Source organism: Paenibacillus sp. J53TS2 (assembly GCF_018403305.1).
GTDB lineage: Bacteria > Bacillota > Bacilli > Paenibacillales > Paenibacillaceae > Fontibacillus > Fontibacillus rhizolycopersici.
On sequence record NZ_BOSK01000010.1, the window covers coordinates 126,706 to 151,950 of the forward strand.

Below are 25,245 nucleotides of genomic sequence, written 5' to 3' on the forward strand. Positions count from 1 at the left end.
GATCCGTCTCTACAATGAAATTAGACAGGGGCTTGTAGGACAAAGGCCGGACGGTCAGGAGGTAGAGTCATGGAGGATCTTAAGAGGCAACAACTGCTCGAGAAGAATGAGAACATCATCCGTATGGTGATTGAACGTGCTCAGCGGGATTTCTCAGAGGATATTGCCATCATTGAGGTGACAGATTCGTTTCGCACAGGCGATTATCATGAGAAAAGCGACCTGGACCTGATCATCATCAATAACACGGATCGGGGACATACGAGGAGTTGTGGTGCAACTACCGCAACAAGATGATTGCCAGTACGGGGATGAAAGACAAATCCTACGCCTTTCATGCGGCAATGGGGGCGCAGAGTTTCCTGGATGAAATGACACAGTTGATTGGAACTCCTAAGTACGTGCTCATGGCCTATTTTGATGCCGATCATCTGGATGGGGTGAAAGGTCAATTTCTGCGGGTGATGGAGGATTATCTGGAGGAACACCACAGAGTGGGAAGAGGAGTGAACCGCTACGATACGTTTGAGCAGCTCTATGATCAATATATGAAAAAGTCGGAAGGTTAAAATTTGAACGTTTAGCAAGCCGAATCCTGCATAAAATGAGTTCGAAGCGCTTACATATAATGGGTGTTCTTCAAAGTTCATGATTGGAGGGGAAGGTATGGGTGCGAAAGGCGCAAAAAGCACAAAGGGCGCAAAAAGCGCGAAAGGAAAAAGCTACACCGAGGTGTGGCATTCCGCCAAGTTCAAAACGCTGATCTCCCGCAAGAAAAAGTTCATTATCCCGTTAACTGTATTTTTTCTGCTGTTTTACTTTGCGCTCCCGATCATGACCTCGTATTCGGAGGTGCTGAATCGACCGGCGATCGGCCCGATTTCCTGGGCGTGGATGTTCGCGTTCGCTCAGTTTGTGATGACGTGGGCGCTCTGTATCCTATACTCGCGCGTTGCAAGGCAGTTTGACCGGTTGGTGGATGATATCCGGCGGGAAATGGGGGCGTAACGATTATGGCGTTCACTTTATTTTGCACGATTGTGCTGTTGACGCTGGTCATTACCTATTTTGCCGCGAAAAAAACAAACAACACCAGCGAATTTTACACGGCGGGCGGCGGGCTGAAGGGCTGGCAGAATGGGACGGCCATCGCTGGCGATTATATGTCTGCGGCGTCATTTCTGGGCATCGCCGGGTCCATCGCCTTGGTCGGCTTCGACGGCTTCTTCTACAGCATCGGGTTTCTCGTTGCGTACCTCGTCGTGCTGTACCTGGTTGCCGAGCCCCTCCGCAACTTGGGTAAATATACGGTTGCCGACATGATTGCGGCCCGTTTTGCGAATAAAGAAGTGCGCGGCTTCGCAGCCCTGAATACGATTGCCGTCTCGATCTTCTACATGATTGCGCAGCTCGTTGGAGCGGGGGCGCTGATCAAGCTCCTGCTGGGCCTCGATTTCGTCACCTCGGTGCTGATCGTTGGCGTGTTGATGACCGTCTATGTCGTATTCGGCGGGATGCATGCCACGAGTTGGGTACAAATCACCAAGGCGGTTTTGCTGATGGGTGGCACTTTTGTCATCTCGCTGATGGTCTTCGCGAAGTTCGATTTCAGCCTGACCGGCATGTTCGAGCAGATGAAAACGGCAACCCCATTAATGGAGAACTATCTGAACCCGGGCAACAAGTACAAGGTGCCGCTAGAAACGATATCGCTCAACTTGGCATTGGTGCTGGGCACTGCCGGGCTGCCGCATATTCTAACCCGATTCTTTACGGTCAAGGACGCCCGCACGGCACGCAGCTCCGTGGTCTACGCCACCTGGATCATTGGCATCTTCTACGTCATGACGATCTTCCTTGGCTTCGGGGCTGCGGCGTTCGTCGGTACGGAGGAGATCACAGCCGTCGACAAGGCCGGAAATATGGCCGCTCCGCTCCTGGCTAAGGCGCTTGGCGGCGATTTCCTCTTCGCGTTTATCTCGGCGGTGGCCTTCGCCACAATCTTAGCCGTTGTCACCGGTCTCGTTCTGTCGGCGGCGTCGGCCTTCGCACACGATTTCTACGGACAAATCGTCCGCCGCGGCAACGCGACCGAACGGGAACAGCTGCGCATGGCCCGCTGGGCTTCGATCGGCGTATCGATCATCTCGATCGTGCTAGCCCTGTTCGCCCAGAAGATGAATGTGGCTTTCCTCGTCTCCTTGGCTTTTGCCGTCGCGGCAAGCGCCAACCTGCCGATCATTCTGTTCACCGTGTTCTGGCGTAGATTCAACCGCACGGGGGCGATCTCCGGCATGCTGGTCGGCTTGCTCAGTACGGTTATTCTCGTGGCACTGAGCCCGAACGTATGGGATCCGGAACCGGGCAAGGCGATTTTGACCGGGACAGCGATTTTCCCGATGACGAATCCGGGGATTATCTCGATCCCACTGGGCTTCCTTGCCGCATTTGTCGGCACGCTCCTTTCCCCAAGCAAGGACGAGGCGAAATACGCCGAGGTTCTCGTTAAGGCAAACACCGGAGTTTAATGCACGGCAACTTCCATATGAAAGCTGATCCCTATCCACAAGACGACTCCGTTGGGGTCGTTTTTTACTTTCCAAATCGCTTGATTCTATCAATCTATGTAAAAAAGAAGATAAAACCTTTATTTTGCGAAGTGAAATGTATGCGCTTACCTTCTATAATTTTCTAGTAAAGGGGGTGATAGTTAAATGTTTCTAGATTATGACACAAGGTAGGTGGTGCCCCACAACAGCAAAGACGCATCTCGGTATGAAGCAGGGAGAAGGAACGGTTTTTTCTAAAAAAATAGAGTTCTGAGGAGGAATTGATCATGAAATTGAAAAGAAAGATGTTGACTTTACTCCTGACAGCTTCGATGAGTTTCGGTTTGTTTGGGGCGACCTCAAATGCAGCGACGGATTATTGGCAAAATTGGACAGACGGCGGCGGGACGGTGAATGCGGTAAACGGGTCTGGGGGCAATTACAGCGTCAATTGGTACAATACCGGGAACTTCGTGGTCGGCAAAGGCTGGAATGTAGGTTCGCCGAATCGGACGATCAACTATAACGCCGGTGTATGGGCTCCTTCGGGTAACGGATATTTGACGCTTTACGGATGGACCAGAAACTCATTGATCGAGTATTACGTTGTGGACAGCTGGGGCACGTACCGACCGACCGGCACTTATAAAGGTACGGTGACCAGTGACGGAGGCACCTACGATATTTATACGACGATGCGTTACAATGCGCCTTCGATCGACGGTACGCAGACGTTCCAACAATTCTGGAGCGTTCGGCAATCCAAAAGACCAACCGGCAGCAACGTTGCCATCACTTTCAGCAATCATGTGAATGCTTGGAAGAGCAAAGGCATGAATCTGGGAAGCAGCTGGTCCTACCAGGTTCTGGCGACGGAAGGCTATCAAAGTAGCGGAAGCTCCAACGTGACGGTGTGGTAACCGGTTAATCGCTGAACTTTGTGAGAAGGCCGTTCGGTGTCCGCCGGCGGCCTTGTCGATCTTTCAATCAAAGGAGAGTTACCCATGAGGAAGCGATGGATGTATCTGTTTCTGTTTCTCTCGATGTTTGTGCTGATCACGGCCTGCTCGCAGGTTGGCTCAGGACAATCAGATCGGCTGAAGGATCGCTTCGTGCTGGTCAAAGGCGGGCAGGCGATGAACCCCCTTTCCAACTACTACGGTTCGAGCGTATCGCTAGAGGATTTTTATATCGGGAAATATGAAATCACCCAAAAGGAATGGACGGAAGTGATGGGGAGTAACCCATCCCAAATTCAAGGCAACGATTTACCGGTGGAAATGGTCAGTTGGTACGACGTGATCGAGTATTGCAATCAGCGTAGCATACAAGAGGGATTGACACCTTTTTACCATATAGATAAGAGCAAGATAGACCCGAATAATCAAAGCGATAACGATCAACTGAAATGGCTCGTCACGATTAATGCGGAGGCGAACGGGTACCGACTACCAACAGAGGCGGAGTGGGAATATGCGGCTGGCGGCGGTCAAGAGAGCAAAAGTTTCAAATACAGCGGAAGCTCCCGCGCGGACGATGTGGCTTGGTATTGGCGGAACGTCGGGGATAAATACCTGACCGGAGACTGGAACTGGCCGATCATCGAGAGCAATCATGGTCAACCCAAGCCTGTCGGTGGCAAGAAGCCCAATGAGCTGGGGCTTTACGATATGTCCGGCAATGTGAGGGAATGGTGCTGGGATTGGTACGGGGACGATGTGAGCCGGAGAGAGGATCGCGGTTCCTTTCGAGTGGTCAAAGGTGGCGGTTGGATCGGCGATATTCGCAGCAGTGAGGTGTCGTTTCGCGGGAAGTTTGAAGCGAACGGCTTTGGTCCGGATCAAGGGTTCCGTTTGGCACGCAGCAAATAATACGGCAGGACGCTCAACAACCTGGTCAGGGATTTGAATCTAGCCCTCCTAACGTAGTAAGCTAGACGAAAGAATCCATGCGGGATGAAGGGAGCTGGCCCAACGATGAATCTGGAAACCGTAATGCAGGAGCTAGAAGCGCTTGGTAAGGAGCGTCTGAAGAAAATGTACATGTCTAACGGCGCGCTGGAGCCGCTGTTTGGCGTAGCGACTGGAGAAATGAAACCGTTATTCCGGCAAATCAAAATCAATCAGCCTTTGGCCGAACAGCTTTATGCGACGGGAAACTATGATGCGATGTATTTTGCGGGGATCATTGCCGATCCGAAAGCGATGACGCACGCGGATTTCGAGCGATGGATCGAGGGCGCCTACTTTTATATGCTATCGGATTATGTGGTGGCTGTTACTTTGGCGGAGACGGATATTGCGCAGGAGGTTGCCGACAAGTGGATCGCCAGTGGGGACGAGCTAAGAATGTCGGCGGGTTGGAGCTGTTATTGCTGGCTATTGGGGAGCCAGCCGGACAGCAAATTTGCCGAGAGCAAACTCGCAGGTATGCTAGAAACGGTGAAGAACACGATCCACGAGGCGCCCGAACGAACGAAATCCGCGATGAACAACTTTATTTACACCGTCGGGATTTCGTATATGCCGCTCCACGCGCAAGCGGTCGAGGCCGCCAAGGCGGTCGGTCCGGTAGAGATGAAACGGGAGAATAAGAAAAACACCTTCCTGAACGCCACGGAAACGATCCAAAAATCGCTGGATCGCGGACAGCTTGGATTTAAGCGGAAGTATGTGCGTTGTTGATGCGGAGTGGGAACGACAAGCTACAAGCTATATAACGCGTACCGCCGTTGGGTACATTCTATATGAAATTTCGAATAGAATCCGCTGGTTTCACCGTTTTTGAACGATTGTATTCGAAATATCATACAGATTTATGCTTGATCCGGTTCGAATCCAAGATTCTGTATGAAAAATCGAATACAATCCGCCAACTCCGACGATTCCGGCAAAATGAATTCGAAAAATCATATAGATTTCATTATAGACACCGTTTCACTCAACTAGAGTGGGCGGTGTTTATATATTTAGGATCCAGATTCGAGGTCCCTCGTTAGAAGCCCAAAGGATTTTAAGACAAAATGTCGAAAAGGATGGAAGTATACATAACAGGAAGGAAGAATAGGGTATGGCTAGAACTTATAAAGCAGAGGGTAGGCAAATTGCTTACGTTCTAAGAGGGTTATTCATTATTGGAGGACTTTCTTTGTATTTTAGTATTCCAGGACTCCACTGGGGCTTTTTTTTCGGTATATTAATTTGCTCTGTAGTTGTAGGAGAAATTATTGGTGGGATGTGGACACGGAAAAGAAGAAAGCAAAAGAAGCAGAAACAAAAAAGATCGTATAAGAATACATCTCGCGCGACATCGTCCAGACGTTCAAGCAACACGGTCAGACCAGATGGAGCTATTTTGACGAGCCGACTAGATGATTTGTCAGGAGCGGAGTTTGAACGATTGCTGGCCCTATACTTCCGAGACCAGGGATACATTGTTAAAGAGGTAGGGGTCGGTGGCAATGATGGTGGAGTTGATCTAGTAATTATAGATCGGCGCGGAGAAAAAACGGCAGTACAAGCTAAATGTTATTCAGACCGTCACCCTGTTCAAGTTATGACCGTACGTGAGTTGGTTGCAGCCAAACGTAATCACGATTGTATTTTGTCTTTACTCATTACAACCTCGGATTTGACTCTCCCTGCGAAGAAAGAAGCGGAACAGTTTAAAGTCGACTATTGGCATGGAGGGCTTGTTGAGCAGAAGCTTAGCGTATGGGGGAAATGGCAACCTGGGAAGAAAAGAAGAACGGCCGAGAAGGAGGAATTCTCAGGCCACGCCGAAATTAACAAAACGCAAAGGGAAGTCGCTGCAGCCAAATCCATTACCTGCAAATGTGGAGCTCCGATGGTTCGTAGAAAAAACAAACAGGGCGTTGAGTTTTTGGGTTGTAGCAACTATCCGAAATGCCGTGAGACCAAGGCGTTGTGATTATGTAAGCGTCATGGACTTTCACTCCTCCCTGATCGACGATATCTCCTGTGCCATAAGGTTGTCCTAATCCGGCTTCCCATTCAACGTCGGCGGATCCTCCGGTCTCATCTCCGGGCCGAATTCGTCCACCGCTGCGGCGGGGTTGCCGTCTTGGTTCCAGGCGTCCTTCGTCATGAAGGCGCCTTTTCGGCCTTCATCGGTGGAATCCTTGGCCTTTGCTCGTTTCAGCTGCTGTTTGGCGTTCTCGTTTTCGCTCATCGGTACACCTAACCTCCTAAGGGATTATCGAATAAAATTTAGTATTTCCTAAATAAATGACATGAACCCCGTTATTTAGTCTATAATGGAATTATAGGTACATCCTTAGGGTGATAAATAACCAAACGGCGAGTTCTCGGACACCGTTTCACTCAGATAGAGTGGGCGGTGTTTTTATATTTTAGGGTCCAGATTCAAGGTTTCTCATCAGAAGACTAAAGGAGGAAGGCATATGTTTGCGGTAAATGAGTATGTGATCTACGGAAGCAATGGGGTCTGCCAAATTAAAGACATTTGCACGCCGCCGGGAGTGGAGGGGGACCGCAAGTATTATCTGCTCAACCCGATTTATCTTAAAGGAACTACGATTTATACGCCGGTCGACAATTTCAAGGTGATCATGCGCAGCATCATTTCGCGAGAAGAATCAGAGCGTCTGATCTCCCGAATTCCAAGCATTGACGTGACCTGGATCAGCAACGATAAAGCCCGGGAAGCCAGCTGCAAGCAAGCGATCGGCACAGGCGATTACGTGGAGTGGATCAAGGTCATCAAAGCGATGGTGCACAAAAAAAGAGAGCAACACGGTTTAGGCAAAAAGCTGCGGCAATCGGACGAACGGCTATTGAGCTCGGCTTCTGAGAATTTGCACGGCGAGTTGGCGATCGCCTTGGACATTCCCAAAGAAGAGGTTGAAGAATATATCGAAAACCGAATCGGCCAATACGAATAACGGATGGATGTCATCCGGGAATAAACAAAAGGCAATTCCGGTAGCCCTGAATAGGGCTTCGGAATTGCCTTTCTTTGCGTAATTACACAGCTTCCATCTTCTGCGCCGTATACAAGCGGTAGTACAAACCCTTCTTCGCCATCAGCTCATCATGCGAACCGGACTCGGCGATCCCTTTGTCGGACACGTACATAATGCGGTCGCAGTTCTTCACGGTCGACAGCCGGTGCGCGATGATGAACGAGGTGCGTCCCTTCAGCAGCTCGTTCAAGCCTTGCTGGAGCAGGCGCTCCGTCTTGGCATCGATCGAGGAGGTTGCTTCGTCCAGGATCAGGATGCGCGGATCGGCCAGCAGGGTCCGGGCGAACGAGATGAGCTGGCGCTGTCCTTGGGATAACTTCGAGCCGCGTTCGTTAACCTCGGTTTGGTAACCTTCCTCGAACTCGCGAATGAAATCGTCGGCACAGACCGTTTTGGCTGCGGCGATAATCTCCTCTTCCGTGGCATCCAGCTTGCCGTAACGGATATTATCCATGATCGTGCCGGAGAAAATAAAGCTGTCTTGCAGCATGATCCCCATCTGGCTGCGCAGCGACTTCAGCGTCACCTGCGAGATATCGTGACCATCGATCAGGATCTCGCCGTCGGTCAAGTTATAGAAGCGCGAGATCAGGTTGACGACCGTGGTTTTGCCCGCACCCGTCGGACCGACGAGGGCGATGCTCTCCCCGGCCTTCACGTCGAAGTTCAGGTGCTCCAGAATGTTAAGGCCTGGATCGTAGGCAAACGTCACGTCGTTGAACTTGACGTTACCCTTCACCGACGGAAGTTCCTTCGCCTCCGGTACGTCGCTGACCGTCACTGGCTCATCCAGCGTTTCGAAGATCCGCTCAAGGTAAGCAACGGCGTTAATAAAGTTGTTGTACAATTGCGACAGGTTGAGGATTGGCTGCCAGAACCGGGCTGCATAGCTGCTCATTGCAAGGATGACCCCAAAGGTCACGCCTTGCGGCCCCATCGCAAGCAAACCGACCAAATAGATGAGCGTCGTCACGATCGTCGCCAGATTGTCGACGGTGAACGGGATCAGAGCGTTGTAACGCAGTGCCCGCATCCATTCCTTGCGGTAGTTCCCGGCCAGACGAGTGAAGATGCCTTCGTTATGCTTCTCGCGGGAGAAAATCTGCGTGACGCCAATCCCGCTGATGCTTTCCTGCAAATAGGCGTTCATATTGGAGCTTTTGTTCGAAACCGCCTGCCATGCCCGGCGCTGCCGGGTTTTGATCAGCAGCATGACGCCGAGGAACACCGGCAAACCGGCCAAAGTGACCAGAGACAACCGCACATCCACCGCGAACATAAAGGCGGCGATAAAGATCAGGTTGACGATTTCCAGAATGAAGTTGATGATCCCGTTGGACAAGACGTCCGATACGGCGTTGACGTAGTTGACGACACGGATCAGGATTTTCCCTTGAGGGCGGTCGTCGTAATATTTAAACGGCAGATTCTGCAGATGCTTGAACAAATCCGTGCGGATATCGAAGATGATATCCTGCCCGACCCGGGTCATAATCCGGGAGCGAATGGTCGCCAGCTCGACGCTGACCACGATCGTGAGCAGCATGAGCAAGGACCACCAGATCAATGCGCCGAAGGCTTTCTCCGGAATCGTCACGTCGACGACGTGTTGAATAATGAGAGGCGCCGACAGCGCGATTGCAGCTGACAAGGCGCTCAGCACAAACGCCAAGATCATCGGCTTCTGCTGTTTCCGGATATAAACCATGGCTCGCCTGAAATGCTTGATGTCAAAGGGAGACTCCAGGTTTTCATCGACATCGAATTTATTCCTGGCCATGAGCGCTCACCTTCCTTCCGATACCTTCGTTTTGAAGCATAAAGACCTCGTAATAATAGCCGCGCTTGGCTAGCAATTCGGCATGGGTGCCTTCCTCGATCAGGCGACCGCCGTCCAGGATCAGAATGCGGTCGGCTTCGGCCGTCGTGGACACGCGCTGGGCAATGATCAGCTTCGTGCACGGGAAGTCTAGCTCGCGCAAGCTCTTCTGAATATGCTCCTCGGTTTCGAGGTCAACCGCAGACGTGGTATCGTCGAGGATCAAGATCGGCCGACGCACGGCAAGGGCCCGGGATAGCGCAATCCGCTGCTTCTGCCCGCCGGACAAGCCGACACCACGTTCTCCGACGATCGTATCATACCCTTCCGGCATCTTCGTGATAAAATCATGCGCCGCAGCCAACCGAGCATACTCGACCGTTTGTTCCTCCGGTAACTCGGGATCACCATACGCGATATTCCCGTCAATCGTATCGGAGAAGAGCAGCACATCCTGGGTTGCGATGCCGATGTTGCTGCGGAGCTCGTCGAGCTCCAGCTTGCGTACGTCGACGCCGTCAACCAATACTTGCCCGCCGGATACATCGTAGAAACGCGGGATCAGATTCACGAGGGACGTTTTACCCGATCCGGTGGAGCCCATGATCGCGACGGTTTCGCCGGGTTTAACTGAGAAGCTAATATCGTGAAGCACTTCGCCGCCGTCATATTTGAAGCGGACGTGATCGAAATCGATTTGTCCTTCATAACGACGTTTCTCGGTAGCCTTGTGTTCGTTCACAATGTTTGGTTTCGCGTAGTAAATTTCCACGATTTTGCTTAAGCTCGCGAAGAAACGTTGAATATCATTAATGATAATACCGATATTGCGCATCGGGTTAGAAATCGCCCAGATCAGCGCGGAGAACGCGGAGAATTCCCCAAAGGTAATTCGTCCCTGCATCACGAAGTAGCCGCCGGCCAGCATCAAAATGACGTTAAACGCCTGCGCGAACGTCTCCAGATAAGGGAAGTAGTCCAGCCACACGAGCGCAGCTTTTTTGTTGGCTTGGGAGAAGTGGATGTTCTTGTCCGTAAACTTCTCGATTTCGTATTCCTCGCGGGCAAAGGCTTTAACGACGCGGTTCCCCGAGATATTCTCCTGGGTGGTCGTGTTCAGCTGAGACAACCGCTCGCGCAAGTCGATGTACATCGGACGGACCTTCTTCGCGAAAATGTAAGCCACGACGAAGATCGGAGGTGCCAAAACCAGCAGCCACAACGTCAACACGGCATCGATCGTGAAGAAATAAATGACGGCCGCAAGGAAGATCGTGACCGACTCGATAATCGTCTTGATGATCCACGCCATGGAGTGGCGAACCATGTCCAGGTCCCCGGTCATCTTGGTCATCAAGTCCCCGGTCCGGTTATGGTCGTAATATTCCATATCCTGGCCTTGGATTTTGTTGTACAGGTAGATGCGGACTTTGTACAACATATTTTGCGAAGCCTGCTCGTATTGCATCGTTGTTAGATAAGCAAGCCCCGTGCGTAGTAAGGAAAAACCGATCATGCCCATACAGAGCATGATGAGCAGTCCTCGTTCCTGCGTTAGATTTTGTGCCGCATTCTCACCCGTGATAAACGTGTCGACAATGCGTTGGCCTATGTATGGATTGATAATCATGAGCGAAGAGCCCACGACGGAAAGCACTAGCGCCGTAATGTACCTGGCCCGGTTGCCCTCCAAATTCTGCCATAGCCATTTGAGTTCGAACATCTGATCACCCGTTTCTGTTTGTTCTTGCAAGCTGCCGGATGGCAATCCGTTTTCGCAAATCATCGTGATTATACCACAACCACCCACAGGTAAAACCCGCGTATTCCAGCTTGTTTTGACGTATGTTTGCGTTTTCTCGAAGGGATCGCCCCTTTGCTTTTATTTCGGTAAAATCTTTAGAATATGAAGTGGATATCGAGGTTTTTAAAGGCAGATTGAGGAAAATGTGAAGGAGGGACCGCGATGGTCGAAGGACTTGGCCATTTAATGGAAGAAATCCGCGAAGAAGTCGATGGAAAGCAGAGGATATTGGACGTGGCACTTCGGATTCCACCCGACTTGGACCCGATCCGGCCTTTTAGTTTCCAATCGGCGGAAGTCCCCGTATTTTTCTCGTGGTGAGCTCGGTTCGACAATATGAAATTGTATTCGGTTTTTCATATATAAAATGGTACTGACGGCCGAAATTTGGATTTCTATTCGATTTTTCATATAGATTCAAGGCAAACGCCATCGATATGGACAAATGTGTATTGAATTTCATATATAATTGGTTGAAATTACCGGGATTCATGAAATGTATTCGGTTTTTCGCATATATTTAGCGCTTGATCGTCCGGTGGCAGGTATCGCTATCTCGAGAGTCCGAATTTGCCGGGTGACCCGCGCCGTGTTATATTGATATGATCGGTGACCTGAAGCTCTGGCCGCCGAAATTAGTGATTTCGGCAAGGAGTTATTATGCAATTTACAGAACTGAACTTGATCCCTTCGATATTAAAAGCATTGGAACACGAGAACTATACGGCGCCTACGCCGATTCAAGAACAAGCCATTCCGCCTATTCTGAGCGGCAAAGACCTGCTGGGTTGCGCGCAAACCGGCACAGGGAAGACCGCCGCATTTGCCATTCCTACACTGCAATTGCTCCATAAGAACCATACGCCTAAGCCTGGCCGCCGCAACATCCGGGCGCTAGTGATCACGCCAACCCGGGAGCTGGCCCTGCAGATCTACGAGAACTTTTGTGCTTATGGCAAGAATTTGCCTCTGAAATGCGCCGTCATCTTCGGCGGCGTGTCCCAGAAGCCGCAGGAGATCGCGCTGCAGAAGGGCGTGGATATTCTGGTCGCCACCCCCGGCCGGCTGAATGATCTGATCCAGCAGAAGCTGGTGGATTTGAAGGACGTGGAGATGCTGATCTTAGATGAGGCTGACCGCATGCTGGATATGGGCTTTATTCACGACGTCAAAAAAATCATCGCCAAAACGCCATCCCAGCGGCAGACCTTACTCTTCTCCGCAACCATGCCCGGCGCGATCGCGCAGATGGCCGATTCCATATTGCGAAACCCCGTAAAAGTAACGATAACGCCGGTATCCTCCACAGTGGACGCCATTGGACAACGTTTGTATTTTGTGGATAAGAGCAACAAGAAAGACTTGCTGCTGCACCTCTTGAAGGACTCATCCATCGAATCCGCTATCGTCTTTACGCGGACCAAGCATGGGGCGGACCGGCTGGTACGCCACTTGGCCAAAGCGCAGGTCAGCGCGAAAGCCATCCATGGCGACAAGTCGCAAGGCGCCCGGCAGACAGCGTTGCAAAATTTCAAGAACCGTACCTTACGTGTCCTGGTGGCGACCGACATTGCGGCACGAGGGATCGACATCGACGAGTTGTCCCATGTTATCAACTATGAGCTGCCGAACATCCCCGAAACGTACGTTCATCGGATCGGGCGGACAGGCCGGGCGGGACAAAGCGGCGTTGCCATTTCGTTATGCGATTTCGACGAGAAGCCTTACTTGGCCGATATCGAGAAGTTGATTGGCAAACGGATCCCCGTCATCAAGGACCATCCTTACCCGATGACGCAGACCGCACCAACCCCAAAAGAAGCCCAGCCTGTGCGGGCACCTAGAAACAAAGGCAAGGAAATGGAAAGGGTTAAACATAAGGTAAAAGTAAAAGGATAATTGGTATACCAACTGTAGCGGAGTGATGACATGGCCAAAGGGAAAGGCGGCACGGGTAGAGGAACGGACAAGAAAGGTTGGAATCGCTGGCAAGCGAGTGAGCGGAGAGCGAAAAGCGCTCCTAAACCTTATACGAGTAAAGCGGATAAAAAGGGACCTGCAGAATCAAAGTAAGCTACAAATCATTATCATAAAGAAAAGAGCTTCCTGCCGAGATTTCGGTTGGGAAGCTCTTTTCATATAAAGGGACGAGGGTTATTCTCCGCCCGACAACAACTTCAGCAGGTTTTCCGGAATATTGAACTTCTTGTTGTCGATGAGAAGCTGGAAGTCCTCGGCGGCTTCGGCTTGATGCGCGTGCTTGATTTCTTCCATCTCTTGTTGGAGCTGCTCCATTTTCAGATCCAGCTCATAGGCGGTGTCGGCAGCATTCTTGAGATCTTCCAACAGCCGGTCCGGCACCGACTCATTATATTTGTAGAAAATCTTGTGCTCCAGGCTGGCCCAGAAATCCATGGCGATCGTGCGGATTTGGATTTCGACACAAACCAGCTCCTCGCCGTCGGACATGAACACCGGCACTTCAACCAGCAGATGCAGGCTTTTGTACCCGTTGGGTTTGGGATCTTTGATGTAATCCTTCACGGAGAGGATATTGAGATCCTTCTGAGCTCGCAGCATATCACTGATCCGGTAAATGTCCGAGATGAACGAGCAGGTGATTCGGATGCCGGCGATATCTTGGATGTTTCGCTTAATGTCCTCCAGAGAGGTGGCGCCGCCCTTACGGTACAGCTTCTTCATGATGCTCTCCGGAGATTTGATTCTCGATTTCGTGTGTTCGATCGGATTATAGTCGTGGAGAAGCTGAAACTCCTCCTGTAAAATTTCGATTTTCGTCTCCACCTCGTGAAGAGCAAATTTGTACATCATCATAAATCGGGTCAGCGTCTTCTGCAATGCTTTCATTTGTTCCAAGGGGTTCACAAAAGAATTATTAATCATTTGGGGGTACTCCGTCCTTTATCTTTAGTTCTCATCATGATTCCATTTCCATTATAGCTTAGGGGACAGGCCGGAAGCCAGAAAGGGGAATAGATCCCATGAGAACATGCCTTAACGGTACGGAGTCGTCCGTCTTCCATATTACGTCGTTTGCAGCAATGGCAGTGCGTCCGTCAATTGGATTTTGTAGGATTTGACAAGGGTGGCTCCGTTGGATGTATCCGCTTCGTAAGCCCGTTCGAATCCCAGGCTTTCATACAGCTTCACTGCGGCAGCCATCATGTCAGACGTATGTAAATACAAGGTGCGGGCACCTAGTTGAAGGGATCTGCGGGCGGCTTCGCGTAGGAGCAGCTTGGCGATGCCGCGTCTACGGGCGTAAGGCGATACGGCAAGGAGTCGGATTATAGGCGAATCGATGCCAAGATCCGACCTACCATAAGCCGCCTCCGAGGTCAGGAAAAGCTGTAAACTGCCGACAATGTCTCCGCCAAGCTCCGCCACGAGTCGGGCGTGGGGACCATTGCCGTACACGGAGCTCCGTATGTTCTCCTGATACTCCTCCCACCGTTCATGGGGCATGTCAAATGCATATTGCCGATAAGCTTCCAGCATCACATTGGCAATTTGATCGCGTTCTTCGTCGCGGGCATCCCGAATCTTTACTTCCTGCTCTAATCGGCTCATTTTTCCAACACTCCCTTATCGAGGTAATTTATTCATCCATCAGGTGAACTTAGTATAATCCAAATACCTACTAAGCGCATCGGAATATAAAAATATTTACGCATCCATTAAAAACTTCTATATCCGAGGATTGACAAAAAGTGGCGGGCTCCCTAAGATAAAGGATAATTTCAATAAAACCATCTATATAGATTGGGATAGTGTGATATATAGGAGCAAAGGGAGGGGTCTTTTTGAACATCGATCATATCGAGGCGTTTGTTTACATTAATCATTACGGCAGCTTCAACAAAGCTGCGGAGGTGCTGTTTCTTTCGCAGCCGACGGTAACCGCGCGAATTCAATCGCTCGAACGGGAGCTAGATACCCGATTGTTCGATCGCACGGGGAAACAGATTCAATTGACGGACAAAGGCAAACAATTCCTTCCTTACGCCCAGCAAATCCTCCAGACATATCAAAAGGGGAAACATCATCTTCACTCCCAGCCGGGTACCCCCGAGGAGCTTCGGATCGGCAGCACCGTATCTGTGTCCAATTACTTGATGCCGCATTTGCTTATGCTCCTGCATCAACGCTTTCCGTTGATCAACTTCAAAGTGACAACCGGCCCGACGGACGTCCTTGCAGCGAAGCTGATGACCAAGGAAATCAACCTGGCTTTCGCGCGCAAGCAAATGAGCCCGGCCTTTCAATCCTATCCCTTCTATAATGACCCCATCCGACTTTACGTCTATAAGGATCACCCGCTTGCCGCGGCCGAAAGTGTATCCATCCGTGACATCCGGCGGGAACCCCTCATATTCTTCGAGTGCGGTTCCCTCGACTGGATGCGGATTCACCGCGCCTTCGAAAGTCTGGAGCAGCCGCCGAACATCCTGTTTCAAGTCGACAATGCCGAGACCGCCAAGAAACTCGTGTTAAGCCGGGCCGGGATTTGCTTTCTTCCCGGTTTGTCTGCCAGACAAGAAGTGCAGGAGGGAAGTCTCGTCCCGGTAGACATCCTCGAGACGGCAGGCGTCTCCTTGCAAACCCACCTGATTTCCCTCAGCGGCGAAAACAACATCTTTATGGACGCTTTATTGGAACTAGGTGTTCCTCCCATCAACGATTTGCATGTACCCATAGAAAAACTCGATTAGACGCGTAACAAAAATCACAGTAAAGTAGTGTCAACATAATCCTGACTAAACTTATAGGGATTGTAAAACTAAGAAAATGGGGAATAGGGAAGGGGTTAGGGACATGAAGAGATGGTTAAGTGCCGCGGTCGTGCTTGTGTTAACGGGAGTGTTGGCAGGATGCGGAGCTGGGTCGTCCGGTGGGACGGAATCGAAGGACGCGGCGGCGAGCGCAGCTTCGGGGGAAGTTAAGAAAATCATCGTGGGTACGGGCACGGGTTTTCCAAAGGTATGCTTTATCGACGAGAACGGGAAGTTAACCGGGTTTGACGTTGAACTTGTTCGCGAAATCGATAACCGTCTGGCAGAATATGAATTCGAGTTCCAGACCCAGGAGTTTTCCAACCTGTTGCTAAGTCTGGAGACGAAGAAGATTGATTTTGTCGCCCACGAAATGGAGAAGAATCCGGAGCGGACCGAGAAGTACCTGTTCAACAAGGAGCCCTACGCTCACTGGAGAAACAAAATCATCGTCGCGAAAGACAACGATACGATTCATTCCTTGGACGATCTGAAGGGGAAAAAGGTGCTGACAGGGGCAACCAGCGCGGAAGCGCAAATCCTGGAGAACTACAATAAAGAAAATAACAATGCGATCGAAATCGTTTATCAAAGCGGTGCGGCAAACGATACGGTCAGCCAAATCACGTCGGGCCGCGTAGATGCCACATTAGGGGCGGACTTCTCGCTTTCGTTAATCGATCCTCAAGGGAAATTAAAGACGACCGGGGAGGACCTGTCCGAGGCGGATATCCTCTTTGTATTCCGGAAGGACGATCCGGAGGAACAGAAGCTCGCTGATGCTATCGACGGCGCCATCAAGGAATTGAAGGCCGATGGCACGTTAGGCAAGCTGAGCAAGGAATGGCTCGGAGAAGACTTTACTTCCGATAACTAATCAACAAGACGGGAAAGGAGGGAGAATCCATGGGGGCACCGTTTGATTTTTCTTTCGTGATCGGCGCCTTTTCGAAGCTGTGGTCGACGCTGGGCGTGACCTTGCTGATTGTGGGCGGATCATTGCTGACGGGGATTGTTATCGGATTTCTGATTGCACTCCCCAGGCTTTACAGGATCCCGGTGTTGGATCCGTTTTCGAAGGTTTACGTTTCTTTTTTCAGAGGGACGCCGATTTTGATCCAATTGTTCCTGTTCTACTATGGCTTGCCGGAGTTGTTGAAGTTCGCCCACTTGGATATCTCCCGCGCCCCCGTGTTGTTCTTCGTCATTTTGACCTACGGCTTGCACACCGGAGCCTTTATGTCGGAGACGATCCGCGCTTCGGTTATGGCCGTGGACCGGGGGCAGGTCGAAGCGGCTTATGCCATCGGGATGAAGGGGCTTCAGGCGTTCACAAGAATCGTATTACCGCAGGCGCTGGCGGTTGCGGTGCCGGTATTTTCCAATATGGTGATTGCCTTGTTGAAGGATACTTCGCTGGCGTTTACGCTCGGCGTCATGGAGTTAACCGGTAAGGCACAGACGCTAGGCGCGCTTACCCAGCATTTTATTGAAGCGTATCTGGCTCTGGCGTTCATTTATCTGGTCGTGAGCTTCACGCTGGAGAAGCTGCTGAGGGCAGCCGAACGGCGTTTGCTGAAGCATGAGCAGCCGGATGGGGCGGAGAGAAGAAGATTTCGCATCGAGCGGAAGCCATCGATCCGTGGCATGTTCGTCGGAATCGGCGCGGAGAAGGGAGGCGCAAAACTATGAAAATCGACCCCTCGTTCATCTGGACAGCGTTCCTTCATCTGTTGTCAGCGATTCCTACCACGTTGCTGATTACCGCCGTATCCGTCTCGGTCGGCTTTGTGATCGGGGTGATCACCGCGTTGTTCCGGCTGTATCGGGTGCCTGTGTTGGGTCAGCTTTCGACCGCTTATGTCACCTTTATTCGCGGAACACCAATGCTGACGCATTTATTGCTGATTTACTTCGGTTTGCCGGTAATCCTTGACGGCTTGTCCGGTTGGTTCGGCTGGGGGTTCAAATCCGCCTCCATTCCAATGATTTCCTTTGCTTTCATATCATTCTCTATCACAGCCGGGGCTTATATGTCCGAGGTGGTCCGCTCGGGTTTGCTGGCGGTGAACCGCGGGCAGATCGAGGCGGCTTATTCCGTCGGGATGACGACGTTTCAGGCGCTGCGGCGGATCGTGTTCCCTCAGGCGCTGGCGGTCAGCCTCCCGAACCTGTCGAACTCGGCGATCGGGATGCTGCACGGCTCGACGCTCGCTTTCACCGTCTCCGTCGTGGACATTAACGCCAAAGCGCAAATCGTTGCCTCGACCAACTGGAAGTTTTTTGAGGCCTATTTGGCGGCGGCGTTGATATTCTGGGGGCTAACCGTCTTGATCGAACGGCTGACCGCCCGGATCGAGAAACGAATCCAAATCTACAATCGAGGGGGAGTGGCATGATTCAGCTTCGTCACATTTCTAAGTCCTTTGGGCGCCAGCAGGTGTTAAAGTCGATTGATCTGACGGTGAACCAAGGCGATGTCGTAGTCATTTTGGGTCCGAGTGGTTCCGGCAAAACAACGCTTCTGCGATGCATCAACTACCTGGAGAAACCCAGCGGCGGCGAGATTGCGATCGGTGACTTCCAACTGAACTGCAACCGGGCGACGAAGAAAGACATTCATGCCCTCCGCCAAAAGTCGGCGATGGTGTTTCAACAATATAACTTGTTTAAGCATAAGACTGCGCTGGAGAACGTGATGGAAGGTCTAGTCATCGTCAAAAAAATACCGAAGGAAGAAGCCAAAGCCCGCAGCATTGAGCTGTTGGAGAAAGTTGGTCTGGCCAGCAAGCTGGACGCCTATCCGAGCCAGTTGTCGGGAGGGCAGCAGCAACGGGTGGGTATTGCTCGGGCACTGGCCTTGGAGCCGGAGGTGATTCTTTTCGACGAACCTACGTCGGCCCTGGATCCCGAGCTTGTCGGCGAAGTACTGGAGGTCATTCGCAAGATCGCCAGAGAAGGGATTACGATGATCGTCGTAACCCATGAGATGGGGTTTGCCCGGGACGTGGCCAACCATGCCGTGTTCATGGACGGCGGCGTGATCGTCGAGGAGGGGAGTCCGACGGAGCTGCTGTACCATCCACGCGAAGAACGGACGAAGCAGTTCCTGAAACGAATTACCCCCGAGCTCAGCTATAGCATTTAGGAGGCGAAAGAGAGATGGGACTAACGATAAGCGTGTTGGATCAAAGCCCGATTTACCCGGGGGAAACGGCGGAGCAGGCGTTTGCGCATACCGTTGTACTGGCCCGAAAAGCCGAGGAGTTGGGGTTCCGGCGGTTTTGGGTGTCGGAGCATCATGATTCGGAGCAGGTGGCCGGTTCCTCGCCGGAGGTGCTGATCTCCTACCTTTTAGCCAAAACGAACACGATCCGCATCGGCTCCGGCGGCGTGATGCTGCAGCATTACAGTCCTTATAAGGTGGCGGAGAACTTTAACGTGTTGGCTTCTCTGGAGCCGGGGCGGGTGGACCTTGGCGTCGGCCGGGCCCCCGGAGGATTGCCGAAGAGCACGCAGGCCTTGCAGCAAGGTTCGCGAGAGTCGGCTTCGTTAACGGACAAAATCGTAGAGCTGCGCAAATACGTGCAGGACCGTCTGGAGGCGGATCATCCGTTGGCCGGATTGCGCGCTGCCCCTCACCCGGCGCAGGCCCCCGAGCTTTACGTGCTCGGAGCAAGCGTGGACAGTGCGGAAGTCGCAGCAGGGCTTGGCTTGCCTTATGTATTTTCCCTGTTCATTAACGGGGATCCGGCGATCGCGCTCAAGGCGATCCAAACATACCGGCAGAGCTTTGATACGTCGCACGGTTCGGAGCCTCAAGTCATCCTGGCGTTGTCCCTCGTCGTCGCCGAATCCGAAGCGGAAGCTGCCGAACTTGCCGGCAAGCAGAAGGTCGTGAAGGTGCGGCTGGACAGTGGCAGAACGGTGACGCTCGGCACGCGGGAGCAAGCGGAAGAGTTTGGCCGCCAAGCGGGAGAGTCTTATACGATTGAGGAGCAGGATCCCTGGATTGTCAAAGGCACCAAGGAAGTTGTCCGTGAGCAGCTATTGGCGTTGCAGCGGGACACGGGCATCGAGGAAATGATCGTGACCAGCAATATCAGCCCTTTTGAGAAGCGCGTCCGCTCCTTTGAACTGCTTCACGACGCTTTGGTCGAAGTGAAGGCAGAGGCGTAACCATGACCAACGATATTTTTACGATTCAAGGGACGTCCGGGATAGCGGCAGAACGGTTCGTGGAGATTCGCCGTGAGCTGCACCGGTACCCGGAGCTGTCGAACGAGGAAATCGAGACGACCCGCCGTATCCGTGGATGGCTGGAGGAAGCGGACATCCGGATCCTGGACGTTCCGCTGGCGACGGGGCTGGTCGCGGAGGTTGGCGGACTCCAGGAGGGGCCGGTCATCGCGCTTCGGGCGGACATCGACGCGCTGCCGATTCAGGAGGAGACAGGGCTCCCGTTTGCCTCGACGCATCCCGGCAAGATGCATGCCTGCGGGCATGATTTCCATACCGCCGCCCTGATCGGCACGGCGCATGCGCTTAAAGCCCGAGAGTCGCAACTGAAGGGCACGGTCCGGCTGATCTTCCAGCCGGCCGAGGAGAAAGCCAAAGGTGCGCGCCAGGTCATCGACAGCGGCGCCTTGATAGGGGTGCAGGCTATCTTCGGCATGCACAATAAGCCGGATCTTCCCGTCGGGACGATCGGGATCAAGAGCGGTCCGCTGATGGCCGCCGCCGACGGCTTTGTCGTTGAGATCGCCGGGCGGGGGACCCATGCAGCCGTGCCGGAAGCCGGCAACGATCCGATCGTCACCGCCGCGCATCTCGTGACGGCGCTGCAAACAATCATCAGCCGGAATGTCGGCTCCTTGGAAAGTGCCGTCATCAGCGTCACGAGGCTGCATAGCGGCACAGCCTGGAACGTCGTCCCCGAATCGGCGCTGCTGGAGGGAACGATCCGGACCTTCGACGAGGAGGTGCGGCGGCGGGTACTGGAGCGTTTCGAAGAAGTTGTTCAGGGAGTGGCGGCTGCGTTTGGCACAACGGCCGCTGTCCGCTGGATCGAAGGGCCGCCGCCCGTGTTAAACGACGCTGCGCTGGCGGAGCTCGGGCTGGCAGCGGCGGAGGCGTCTGGGTACCGGGCCGTTACGCCGGTTCCGTCGCCTGCGGGAGAGGATTTTTCCTTCTATCAGCGGAAAATTCCCGGTCTCTTCGTCTTCATGGGGACGGATGGACCGCGGGAATGGCATCACCCGGCCTTCAATCTTGATGAGCGGGCCATTCCGGTAAGCATTGGCTTCTTCGTGAAGCTGGCGGAGCTGGCCCTGAACGGTCTGGATCAGGAGGACGGCCGGAGGGAAGGTGCATCCCGATGAGTACGCACGCCTCTTATGACGTCATTGTCGTCGGCGCGGGTTCCATGGGGATGAGCGCCGGTTATTATCTGGCCCGCAAGGGTCTCCGGACGCTGCTGATCGACGCCTTTGATCCCCCGCACCGGGAGGGCAGCCATCACGGCGAGCCCCGACTGATCCGGCATGCCTACAGCGGAGATCCCTTGTATACGGAATTGGCAATTCGAGCTCATCGGTTATGGAATGACGTGGAGGAGCAAACCGGGACCCGTCTGCTGGAGCCGTCCGGCGTGTTAAATCTTGCAGATTGCGGGCTGTATTCCTTCAAGCCGCGAATCGCGCAATCGGAGGCGCTGGGCGTCCGCACTGAATGGCTGGACGCGGCGGAAATCCGCGCGCGCTGGCCGGAGTTGACGATTCCGGATTCGTTTGAGGCGATGTACGAACCGGACGCCGGGTATTTGTACAGCGAGCGATGCATCGAGGCGTACCGCAAGCTGGCTTTGAGGCAAGGCGCGGAGCTGCTGCCGTACTCCATCGTTCGAGAGGTGAAAGTGCACGGCGGAGAAGGCGGCGTTACGGTATATACGGCGGACGACAAGTTCCACGCGGGGGCCGTTCTGCTTGCTGCCGGAGCGTGGTTCAGCACGTTGGCTCCATTCGTCGACCTCCCCATTCGCGCTGTACGCAAGGGGGTCGGATGGTTCGAAACCTCCGGACCTGGTTTTGACGCGGGACGGTTTCCGGGGTTTACGCTGGGGACGCCTGAAGGCGGATACTACGGATTTCCGAGCATCGGTGGAGCCGGCCTGAAGATTGGCCGCCACGACGGAGGTCTTCCTTGGGCACCGGGAGAGACATTGGCTCCGTTCGGCGCCCATCCGGAGGATGAGGATGATCTGCGCCGTGTGCTCGAGGCTTACTTCCCGGGGGCGGCTGGCCGCCTGAAGCAAGGTGCGGCCTGTAAATACGAGCTGACGCCGGACGAGGACTTCATCATCGACCGGCATCCGGAACACCCGCAGGTTTGGGTGGCGGGCGGATTTTCCGGACACGGCTTCAAATTTGCCAGCGTAGTCGGGGAACTGCTCGCGGACTTAATAGGAGATGGGAAGGCCGGTTACTCCCTGCGGCCTTTTGCGCTCGATCGTTTCGTTCAGCCAGCCCCATTGGGGGAGTAGGGAGGAAGCTTGATTTTGAATCGGAGGGGATCGAATGACCCAAGTCAATTTTGAAGCATTTTTGAATACGCACGGGCAACTCGTCTCGGCGATCGATGGCCTGAGCGAGGAACAGACGGTATGGAAGCCGAAGCCGGAGAGCTGGAGCGTACTGGAGGTGTTGTCCCATTTGGTGGATCACAGCATCGTCATCTCCTTCCGGATCCGGGATATTCTGGCGGGGACGGAGGCCCGGCTGCCGGCTTTTAACCAAGATACCTGGGTCAGCGGCCAATATGCCAACTCGGGTAACGTAGCCGATGTGTTGCAGGCTTTCCATGCGCTCCTGCTGTACAACAGTCTGCTGCTAAGCCGCTTGGATGCGGCCGACCTGAAGAAAACCGGAGTGAATGCCAAAGGGGAAACCGTCGCCATTACGGATATCGTGGAGGGTTTTACCCGCCACGTGCAGCGCCACTCGGAGCAAATTAATCGGATCAAACAAGCAGCCGGAGTCGCCTAAGCCAGGGGAAGAAACAAAGTAAGTTATATCAAATCGATAAGGAGGAACGAAGTGATGGCAAAGCAAAAACAACTCAAATTGGGCGCGTTACTGCACGGGGTAGGTGGAGGGACCTCTTTGTGGCGACATCCGGAGGTGCAACCTGATGCCAGCATCAATATTGACGTCTACAAACATTGGGTGCAAAAAGCGGAGGCGGGCAAATTCGATCTGGTGTTTATCGCAGACGGTTTATATATCACGGAGAAATCGATCCCCCATTTCTTGAATCGTTTTGAGCCGTTAACGCTCCTTAGCGCCCTGGCTGCGGTCAGTAAGCATGTCGGCCTGGTCGGGACGTTATCCACTTCGTACAGCGAGCCGTTCACCGTCTCCCGTCAGTTCGCCTCCCTGGATCGGATTAGCGGCGGCCGTGCAGGCTGGAATATCGTGACTTCCCCCTTGGAAGGCTCCGCACTCAACTATGGGAAGAAAGAGCATCCGGATCATGCCAAACGTTACCGGATTGCCACCGAGTTTCTGGAGGTTGCCCGCGGCCTGTGGGATTCGTGGGAGGATGACGCTTTCGTACGGAATAAGGAGACAGGGGTGTTTTTCGATCCGGACAAAATGCACACGTTCAATCATGTCGGGGAATTCTTCTCGGTGAAGGGGCCGCTCAATATTGCCCGTTCCAAGCAGGGGCAGCCGGTAATCTTCCAGGCAGGCTCCTCTGAGGTCGGCAAAAATTATGCGGCAAAGCATGCGGACTCCGTGTTCACGGGACATGAAACGATTGAGGACGCGCAAGCCTTTTATCAAGACGTGAAGTCCCGCGCCGCTTCGTTCGGACGCAATCCGGACGAAGTCTTGATCTTCCCGGGCATCAGCCCGATCCTTGGCCGCACGCCGGAGGAGGCGGAACGCAAGTATCAAGAGGTCGCCAGCCTGGTGACGATTGAGAATGCCTTGGATTATTTGGGACGGTTCTTCGAGCACCACGACTTCTCCCAATACCCACTTGACGAGCCGTTTCCGGAACTCGGCGATTTGGGCAAAAACAGCTTCCAAAGCGGCACGGACAAAATCAAAAAAGACGCCAAGGAAAAAGGGCTGACGCTGCGACAAGTGGCGCTGCAGGCTGCAACGCCGCGCGGCGGCTTCATCGGTACGCCGGAACAGGTCGCGGACCGCATTCAGGCCTGGTTCGAAGGAGAGGCTGCCGACGGATTCATGATTGCCTCCGCCGTTCCGAACGGCCTAGAAGAATTCGTCGATCTGGTTGTTCCGATTTTGCAGGAGCGCGGCCTGTTCCGGACGGATTACGAAAGCGATACGCTGCGCGGGAACCTGGGCTTGCCGGTTCCGGAGAACCGGTATACGTTGGAGCGCCAAAAAGCGGTAGCTAAGGCTTAAGGGAAAGGAGGGAGAGAGTTATGTCTAGAGTGACCATTATTGCAGGGAGCCCAACCCCAGGTTCGCGGTTGTTTGGATTAACGGATTACGTGCGGGAACGACTGATCCAAACGGGCAGTGCCATCGATAGGATTTCGGCTGCGGAACTGCCGGCGGAGGATTTGCTGCGGGCTAACTTCGGTAGCCCGGCCATAAAGGCGGCGCTCGCTGCCGTCGAATCGGCGGATGCGGTCGTCATCGCGAGTCCAGTCTACAAAGCAGCATACTCAGGCGCACTAAAGACGATCCTGGACTTAATTCCGCAAAAAGGGCTGCAGGGCAAAGTGGTACTGCCACTCTTTATCGGCGGGACAATCGCCCATTTGCTGGCGGTGGACTATGCACTGAAACCGGTGGTCGCGGCACTTGGCGGGACGCATATCCTCAGCGGCGTGTTCGCCGTAGATCAGTGGGTAAGCCGTTTGGAGAACGCCGGAGGTTACGCGCTTGAGGAGCAGCTCCGTGAGCGGCTGGACGAGGCGGTTGCTGAGTTGAACCGGGAACTGGCCCGAGACCAGCTGGCGGCAAAGGAGCAGAAGCAGGGGCAAGTAGTGGGGCTAGGTTAATTTGATGAGATGGAGTACTCGTACTACCGATTTGTATTCGATTTTTCGCATATAAAATGTTTCGAAGGACCCCAAAACCGGATTCTATTCGTCTTTTCATATAGATTCTATAAAGCCCCCTAATCACTTTGGACACTTTCAGGCTAAACAATATACAATAAATATAGCTGGAGGTAGTCCGTATGAGAGTTCAGCACAGCAAGTTCGACGAATTAAGAATACAGGTCGTCGA

Annotated in this window: 28 protein-coding genes; 23 read left to right on the plus strand and 5 right to left on the minus strand. The window is 53.1% G+C overall.

What is annotated here, in order from left to right; all coding sequences use genetic code 11:
- Positions 1 to 69: 69 nt before the first annotated feature.
- From KJS42_RS23240 to KJS42_RS19485, 8 genes are all read left to right on the plus strand, one after another.
- Positions 70 to 297, plus strand: coding sequence for a nucleotidyltransferase family protein (locus KJS42_RS23240; protein ID WP_244868551.1), 228 nt, complete (start codon positions 70 to 72; stop codon positions 295 to 297).
- A gap of 14 nt (positions 298 to 311) precedes the next feature.
- Positions 312 to 569, plus strand: a complete 258-nt coding sequence (locus tag KJS42_RS23245; protein WP_244868552.1) for a hypothetical protein — start codon at positions 312 to 314, stop codon at positions 567 to 569.
- Between the two features lie 97 nt (positions 570 to 666).
- Entirely contained in the window at positions 667 to 1,008 is a 342-nt protein-coding gene (locus tag KJS42_RS19460; RefSeq protein ID WP_193415702.1) for a DUF485 domain-containing protein, read from the plus strand.
- 5 nt (positions 1,009 to 1,013) lie between these two features.
- Entirely contained in the window at positions 1,014 to 2,528 is a 1,515-nt protein-coding gene (locus tag KJS42_RS19465) for a solute symporter family protein (protein ID WP_213623854.1), read from the plus strand.
- Between the two features lie 308 nt (positions 2,529 to 2,836).
- On the plus strand, positions 2,837 to 3,469 hold the full coding sequence (locus KJS42_RS19470) for a glycoside hydrolase family 11 protein (protein WP_155606564.1): 633 nt from the start codon (positions 2,837 to 2,839) through the stop codon (positions 3,467 to 3,469).
- An 84-nt stretch (positions 3,470 to 3,553) separates the two neighbouring features.
- Entirely contained in the window at positions 3,554 to 4,420 is an 867-nt protein-coding gene (locus tag KJS42_RS19475; RefSeq protein WP_213623855.1) for a formylglycine-generating enzyme family protein, read from the plus strand.
- Between the two features lie 105 nt (positions 4,421 to 4,525).
- Positions 4,526 to 5,233 (plus strand): DNA alkylation repair protein, encoded by a 708-nt coding sequence (locus KJS42_RS19480; protein WP_213623856.1) that lies wholly within the window; start codon positions 4,526 to 4,528, stop codon positions 5,231 to 5,233.
- Positions 5,234 to 5,618: 385 nt separating this feature from the next.
- Positions 5,619 to 6,479: a restriction endonuclease gene (locus KJS42_RS19485; RefSeq protein ID WP_193415698.1), complete on the plus strand. Its 861-nt coding sequence runs from the start codon at positions 5,619 to 5,621 to the stop codon at positions 6,477 to 6,479.
- 66 nt (positions 6,480 to 6,545) lie between these two features.
- Here the strand turns inward: KJS42_RS19485 and KJS42_RS19490 are convergent, their stop codons facing one another.
- The gene (locus KJS42_RS19490) at positions 6,546 to 6,740 is read right to left on the minus strand and encodes a hypothetical protein (RefSeq protein WP_193415697.1); all 195 of its coding nucleotides are present in this window, start codon (positions 6,738 to 6,740) and stop codon (positions 6,546 to 6,548) included.
- A gap of 232 nt (positions 6,741 to 6,972) precedes the next feature.
- On the opposite strand from KJS42_RS19490, the gene KJS42_RS19495 reads away from it, so the two are divergent.
- Positions 6,973 to 7,473 carry a CarD family transcriptional regulator gene (locus KJS42_RS19495; protein ID WP_213623857.1) on the plus strand — a complete coding sequence of 167 codons (501 nt, stop codon included), beginning with the start codon at positions 6,973 to 6,975 and terminating at the stop codon, positions 7,471 to 7,473.
- A gap of 82 nt (positions 7,474 to 7,555) precedes the next feature.
- On the opposite strand, the gene KJS42_RS19500 is transcribed toward KJS42_RS19495, so the two are convergent.
- Together KJS42_RS19500 and KJS42_RS19505 are read right to left on the minus strand one after the other, a co-directional pair.
- Positions 7,556 to 9,334, minus strand: coding sequence for an ABC transporter ATP-binding protein (locus KJS42_RS19500; protein WP_213623858.1), 1,779 nt, complete (start codon positions 9,332 to 9,334; stop codon positions 7,556 to 7,558).
- Positions 9,321 to 11,096, minus strand: coding sequence for an ABC transporter ATP-binding protein (locus KJS42_RS19505; protein WP_213623859.1), 1,776 nt, complete (start codon positions 11,094 to 11,096; stop codon positions 9,321 to 9,323). Before KJS42_RS19505 ends, KJS42_RS19500 begins: the two co-directional genes overlap by 14 nt.
- A gap of 243 nt (positions 11,097 to 11,339) precedes the next feature.
- Between KJS42_RS19505 and KJS42_RS19510 the strand changes: the two genes are divergently transcribed.
- The 3 genes from KJS42_RS19510 to KJS42_RS19520 all read left to right on the plus strand — a co-directional run bounded on the left by KJS42_RS19510 (position 11,340) and on the right by KJS42_RS19520 (position 13,250).
- Complete coding sequence (locus tag KJS42_RS19510; RefSeq protein WP_213623860.1) at positions 11,340 to 11,498, plus strand: hypothetical protein; 159 nt, start codon at positions 11,340 to 11,342, stop codon at positions 11,496 to 11,498.
- Between the two features lie 339 nt (positions 11,499 to 11,837).
- Positions 11,838 to 13,076, plus strand: coding sequence for a DEAD/DEAH box helicase (locus KJS42_RS19515; RefSeq protein ID WP_213623861.1), 1,239 nt, complete (start codon positions 11,838 to 11,840; stop codon positions 13,074 to 13,076).
- 30 nt (positions 13,077 to 13,106) lie between these two features.
- Positions 13,107 to 13,250, plus strand: a complete 144-nt coding sequence (locus tag KJS42_RS19520; RefSeq protein ID WP_155608346.1) for a DUF3934 family protein — start codon at positions 13,107 to 13,109, stop codon at positions 13,248 to 13,250.
- Between the two features lie 81 nt (positions 13,251 to 13,331).
- On the opposite strand, the gene KJS42_RS19525 is transcribed toward KJS42_RS19520, so the two are convergent.
- Together KJS42_RS19525 and KJS42_RS19530 are read right to left on the minus strand one after the other, a co-directional pair.
- Positions 13,332 to 14,081 carry a GTP pyrophosphokinase gene (locus KJS42_RS19525; protein ID WP_155608345.1) on the minus strand — a complete coding sequence of 250 codons (750 nt, stop codon included), beginning with the start codon at positions 14,079 to 14,081 and terminating at the stop codon, positions 13,332 to 13,334.
- Positions 14,082 to 14,222: 141 nt separating this feature from the next.
- The gene (locus KJS42_RS19530) at positions 14,223 to 14,768 is read right to left on the minus strand and encodes a GNAT family N-acetyltransferase (protein WP_213623862.1); all 546 of its coding nucleotides are present in this window, start codon (positions 14,766 to 14,768) and stop codon (positions 14,223 to 14,225) included.
- A 233-nt stretch (positions 14,769 to 15,001) separates the two neighbouring features.
- Between KJS42_RS19530 and KJS42_RS19535 the strand changes: the two genes are divergently transcribed.
- From KJS42_RS19535 to ssuE, 11 genes are all read left to right on the plus strand, one after another.
- Complete coding sequence (locus tag KJS42_RS19535; protein WP_213623863.1) at positions 15,002 to 15,910, plus strand: LysR family transcriptional regulator; 909 nt, start codon at positions 15,002 to 15,004, stop codon at positions 15,908 to 15,910.
- 103 nt (positions 15,911 to 16,013) lie between these two features.
- Positions 16,014 to 16,847: a transporter substrate-binding domain-containing protein gene (locus tag KJS42_RS19540; RefSeq protein ID WP_213623864.1), complete on the plus strand. Its 834-nt coding sequence runs from the start codon at positions 16,014 to 16,016 to the stop codon at positions 16,845 to 16,847.
- 29 nt (positions 16,848 to 16,876) lie between these two features.
- Entirely contained in the window at positions 16,877 to 17,662 is a 786-nt protein-coding gene (locus tag KJS42_RS19545; protein ID WP_213623865.1) for an amino acid ABC transporter permease, read from the plus strand.
- Complete coding sequence (locus KJS42_RS19550) at positions 17,659 to 18,369, plus strand: amino acid ABC transporter permease (protein ID WP_213623866.1); 711 nt, start codon at positions 17,659 to 17,661, stop codon at positions 18,367 to 18,369. Before KJS42_RS19545 ends, KJS42_RS19550 begins: the two co-directional genes overlap by 4 nt.
- Entirely contained in the window at positions 18,366 to 19,118 is a 753-nt protein-coding gene (locus tag KJS42_RS19555) for an amino acid ABC transporter ATP-binding protein (RefSeq protein ID WP_213623867.1), read from the plus strand. The genes KJS42_RS19550 and KJS42_RS19555 overlap by 4 nt, the downstream gene beginning before the upstream one ends.
- 14 nt (positions 19,119 to 19,132) lie before the next feature.
- Positions 19,133 to 20,149: an LLM class flavin-dependent oxidoreductase gene (locus tag KJS42_RS19560; RefSeq protein WP_213623868.1), complete on the plus strand. Its 1,017-nt coding sequence runs from the start codon at positions 19,133 to 19,135 to the stop codon at positions 20,147 to 20,149.
- Positions 20,150 to 20,151: 2 nt separating this feature from the next.
- On the plus strand, positions 20,152 to 21,351 hold the full coding sequence (locus KJS42_RS19565) for an amidohydrolase (protein WP_213623869.1): 1,200 nt from the start codon (positions 20,152 to 20,154) through the stop codon (positions 21,349 to 21,351).
- Positions 21,348 to 22,511 carry an N-methyl-L-tryptophan oxidase gene (gene solA / locus KJS42_RS19570; protein ID WP_213623870.1) on the plus strand — a complete coding sequence of 388 codons (1,164 nt, stop codon included), beginning with the start codon at positions 21,348 to 21,350 and terminating at the stop codon, positions 22,509 to 22,511. Before KJS42_RS19565 ends, solA begins: the two co-directional genes overlap by 4 nt.
- 34 nt (positions 22,512 to 22,545) lie before the next feature.
- Positions 22,546 to 23,013 (plus strand): DinB family protein, encoded by a 468-nt coding sequence (locus KJS42_RS19575; protein ID WP_213623871.1) that lies wholly within the window; start codon positions 22,546 to 22,548, stop codon positions 23,011 to 23,013.
- A 54-nt stretch (positions 23,014 to 23,067) separates the two neighbouring features.
- Entirely contained in the window at positions 23,068 to 24,408 is a 1,341-nt protein-coding gene (locus tag KJS42_RS19580; protein WP_213623872.1) for an LLM class flavin-dependent oxidoreductase, read from the plus strand.
- Between the two features lie 20 nt (positions 24,409 to 24,428).
- Positions 24,429 to 25,013 carry an NADPH-dependent FMN reductase gene (ssuE, locus tag KJS42_RS19585; protein ID WP_213623873.1) on the plus strand — a complete coding sequence of 195 codons (585 nt, stop codon included), beginning with the start codon at positions 24,429 to 24,431 and terminating at the stop codon, positions 25,011 to 25,013.
- Positions 25,014 to 25,245 lie beyond the last annotated feature (232 nt).

Coding starts and splice junctions, on each gene's coding strand:
- KJS42_RS23240 (WP_244868551.1), top strand. CDS start 70: ATGGAGGATCTTAAGAGGCAACAACTGCTCGAGAAGAATGAGAACATC.
- KJS42_RS23245 (WP_244868552.1), top strand. CDS start 312: ATGAAAGACAAATCCTACGCCTTTCATGCGGCAATGGGGGCGCAGAGT.
- KJS42_RS19460 (WP_193415702.1), top strand. CDS start 667: ATGGGTGCGAAAGGCGCAAAAAGCACAAAGGGCGCAAAAAGCGCGAAA.
- KJS42_RS19465 (WP_213623854.1), top strand. CDS start 1,014: ATGGCGTTCACTTTATTTTGCACGATTGTGCTGTTGACGCTGGTCATT.
- KJS42_RS19470 (WP_155606564.1), top strand. CDS start 2,837: ATGAAATTGAAAAGAAAGATGTTGACTTTACTCCTGACAGCTTCGATG.
- KJS42_RS19475 (WP_213623855.1), top strand. CDS start 3,554: ATGAGGAAGCGATGGATGTATCTGTTTCTGTTTCTCTCGATGTTTGTG.
- KJS42_RS19480 (WP_213623856.1), top strand. CDS start 4,526: ATGAATCTGGAAACCGTAATGCAGGAGCTAGAAGCGCTTGGTAAGGAG.
- KJS42_RS19485 (WP_193415698.1), top strand. CDS start 5,619: ATGGCTAGAACTTATAAAGCAGAGGGTAGGCAAATTGCTTACGTTCTA.
- KJS42_RS19490 (WP_193415697.1), bottom strand. CDS start 6,740: ATGAGCGAAAACGAGAACGCCAAACAGCAGCTGAAACGAGCAAAGGCC.
- KJS42_RS19495 (WP_213623857.1), top strand. CDS start 6,973: ATGTTTGCGGTAAATGAGTATGTGATCTACGGAAGCAATGGGGTCTGC.
- KJS42_RS19500 (WP_213623858.1), bottom strand. CDS start 9,334: ATGGCCAGGAATAAATTCGATGTCGATGAAAACCTGGAGTCTCCCTTT.
- KJS42_RS19505 (WP_213623859.1), bottom strand. CDS start 11,096: ATGTTCGAACTCAAATGGCTATGGCAGAATTTGGAGGGCAACCGGGCC.
- KJS42_RS19510 (WP_213623860.1), top strand. CDS start 11,340: ATGGTCGAAGGACTTGGCCATTTAATGGAAGAAATCCGCGAAGAAGTC.
- KJS42_RS19515 (WP_213623861.1), top strand. CDS start 11,838: ATGCAATTTACAGAACTGAACTTGATCCCTTCGATATTAAAAGCATTG.
- KJS42_RS19520 (WP_155608346.1), top strand. CDS start 13,107: ATGGCCAAAGGGAAAGGCGGCACGGGTAGAGGAACGGACAAGAAAGGT.
- KJS42_RS19525 (WP_155608345.1), bottom strand. CDS start 14,081: ATGATTAATAATTCTTTTGTGAACCCCTTGGAACAAATGAAAGCATTG.
- KJS42_RS19530 (WP_213623862.1), bottom strand. CDS start 14,768: ATGAGCCGATTAGAGCAGGAAGTAAAGATTCGGGATGCCCGCGACGAA.
- KJS42_RS19540 (WP_213623864.1), top strand. CDS start 16,014: ATGAAGAGATGGTTAAGTGCCGCGGTCGTGCTTGTGTTAACGGGAGTG.
- KJS42_RS19545 (WP_213623865.1), top strand. CDS start 16,877: ATGGGGGCACCGTTTGATTTTTCTTTCGTGATCGGCGCCTTTTCGAAG.
- KJS42_RS19550 (WP_213623866.1), top strand. CDS start 17,659: ATGAAAATCGACCCCTCGTTCATCTGGACAGCGTTCCTTCATCTGTTG.
- KJS42_RS19555 (WP_213623867.1), top strand. CDS start 18,366: ATGATTCAGCTTCGTCACATTTCTAAGTCCTTTGGGCGCCAGCAGGTG.
- KJS42_RS19560 (WP_213623868.1), top strand. CDS start 19,133: ATGGGACTAACGATAAGCGTGTTGGATCAAAGCCCGATTTACCCGGGG.
- KJS42_RS19565 (WP_213623869.1), top strand. CDS start 20,152: ATGACCAACGATATTTTTACGATTCAAGGGACGTCCGGGATAGCGGCA.
- solA (WP_213623870.1), top strand. CDS start 21,348: ATGAGTACGCACGCCTCTTATGACGTCATTGTCGTCGGCGCGGGTTCC.
- KJS42_RS19575 (WP_213623871.1), top strand. CDS start 22,546: ATGACCCAAGTCAATTTTGAAGCATTTTTGAATACGCACGGGCAACTC.
- KJS42_RS19580 (WP_213623872.1), top strand. CDS start 23,068: ATGGCAAAGCAAAAACAACTCAAATTGGGCGCGTTACTGCACGGGGTA.
- ssuE (WP_213623873.1), top strand. CDS start 24,429: ATGTCTAGAGTGACCATTATTGCAGGGAGCCCAACCCCAGGTTCGCGG.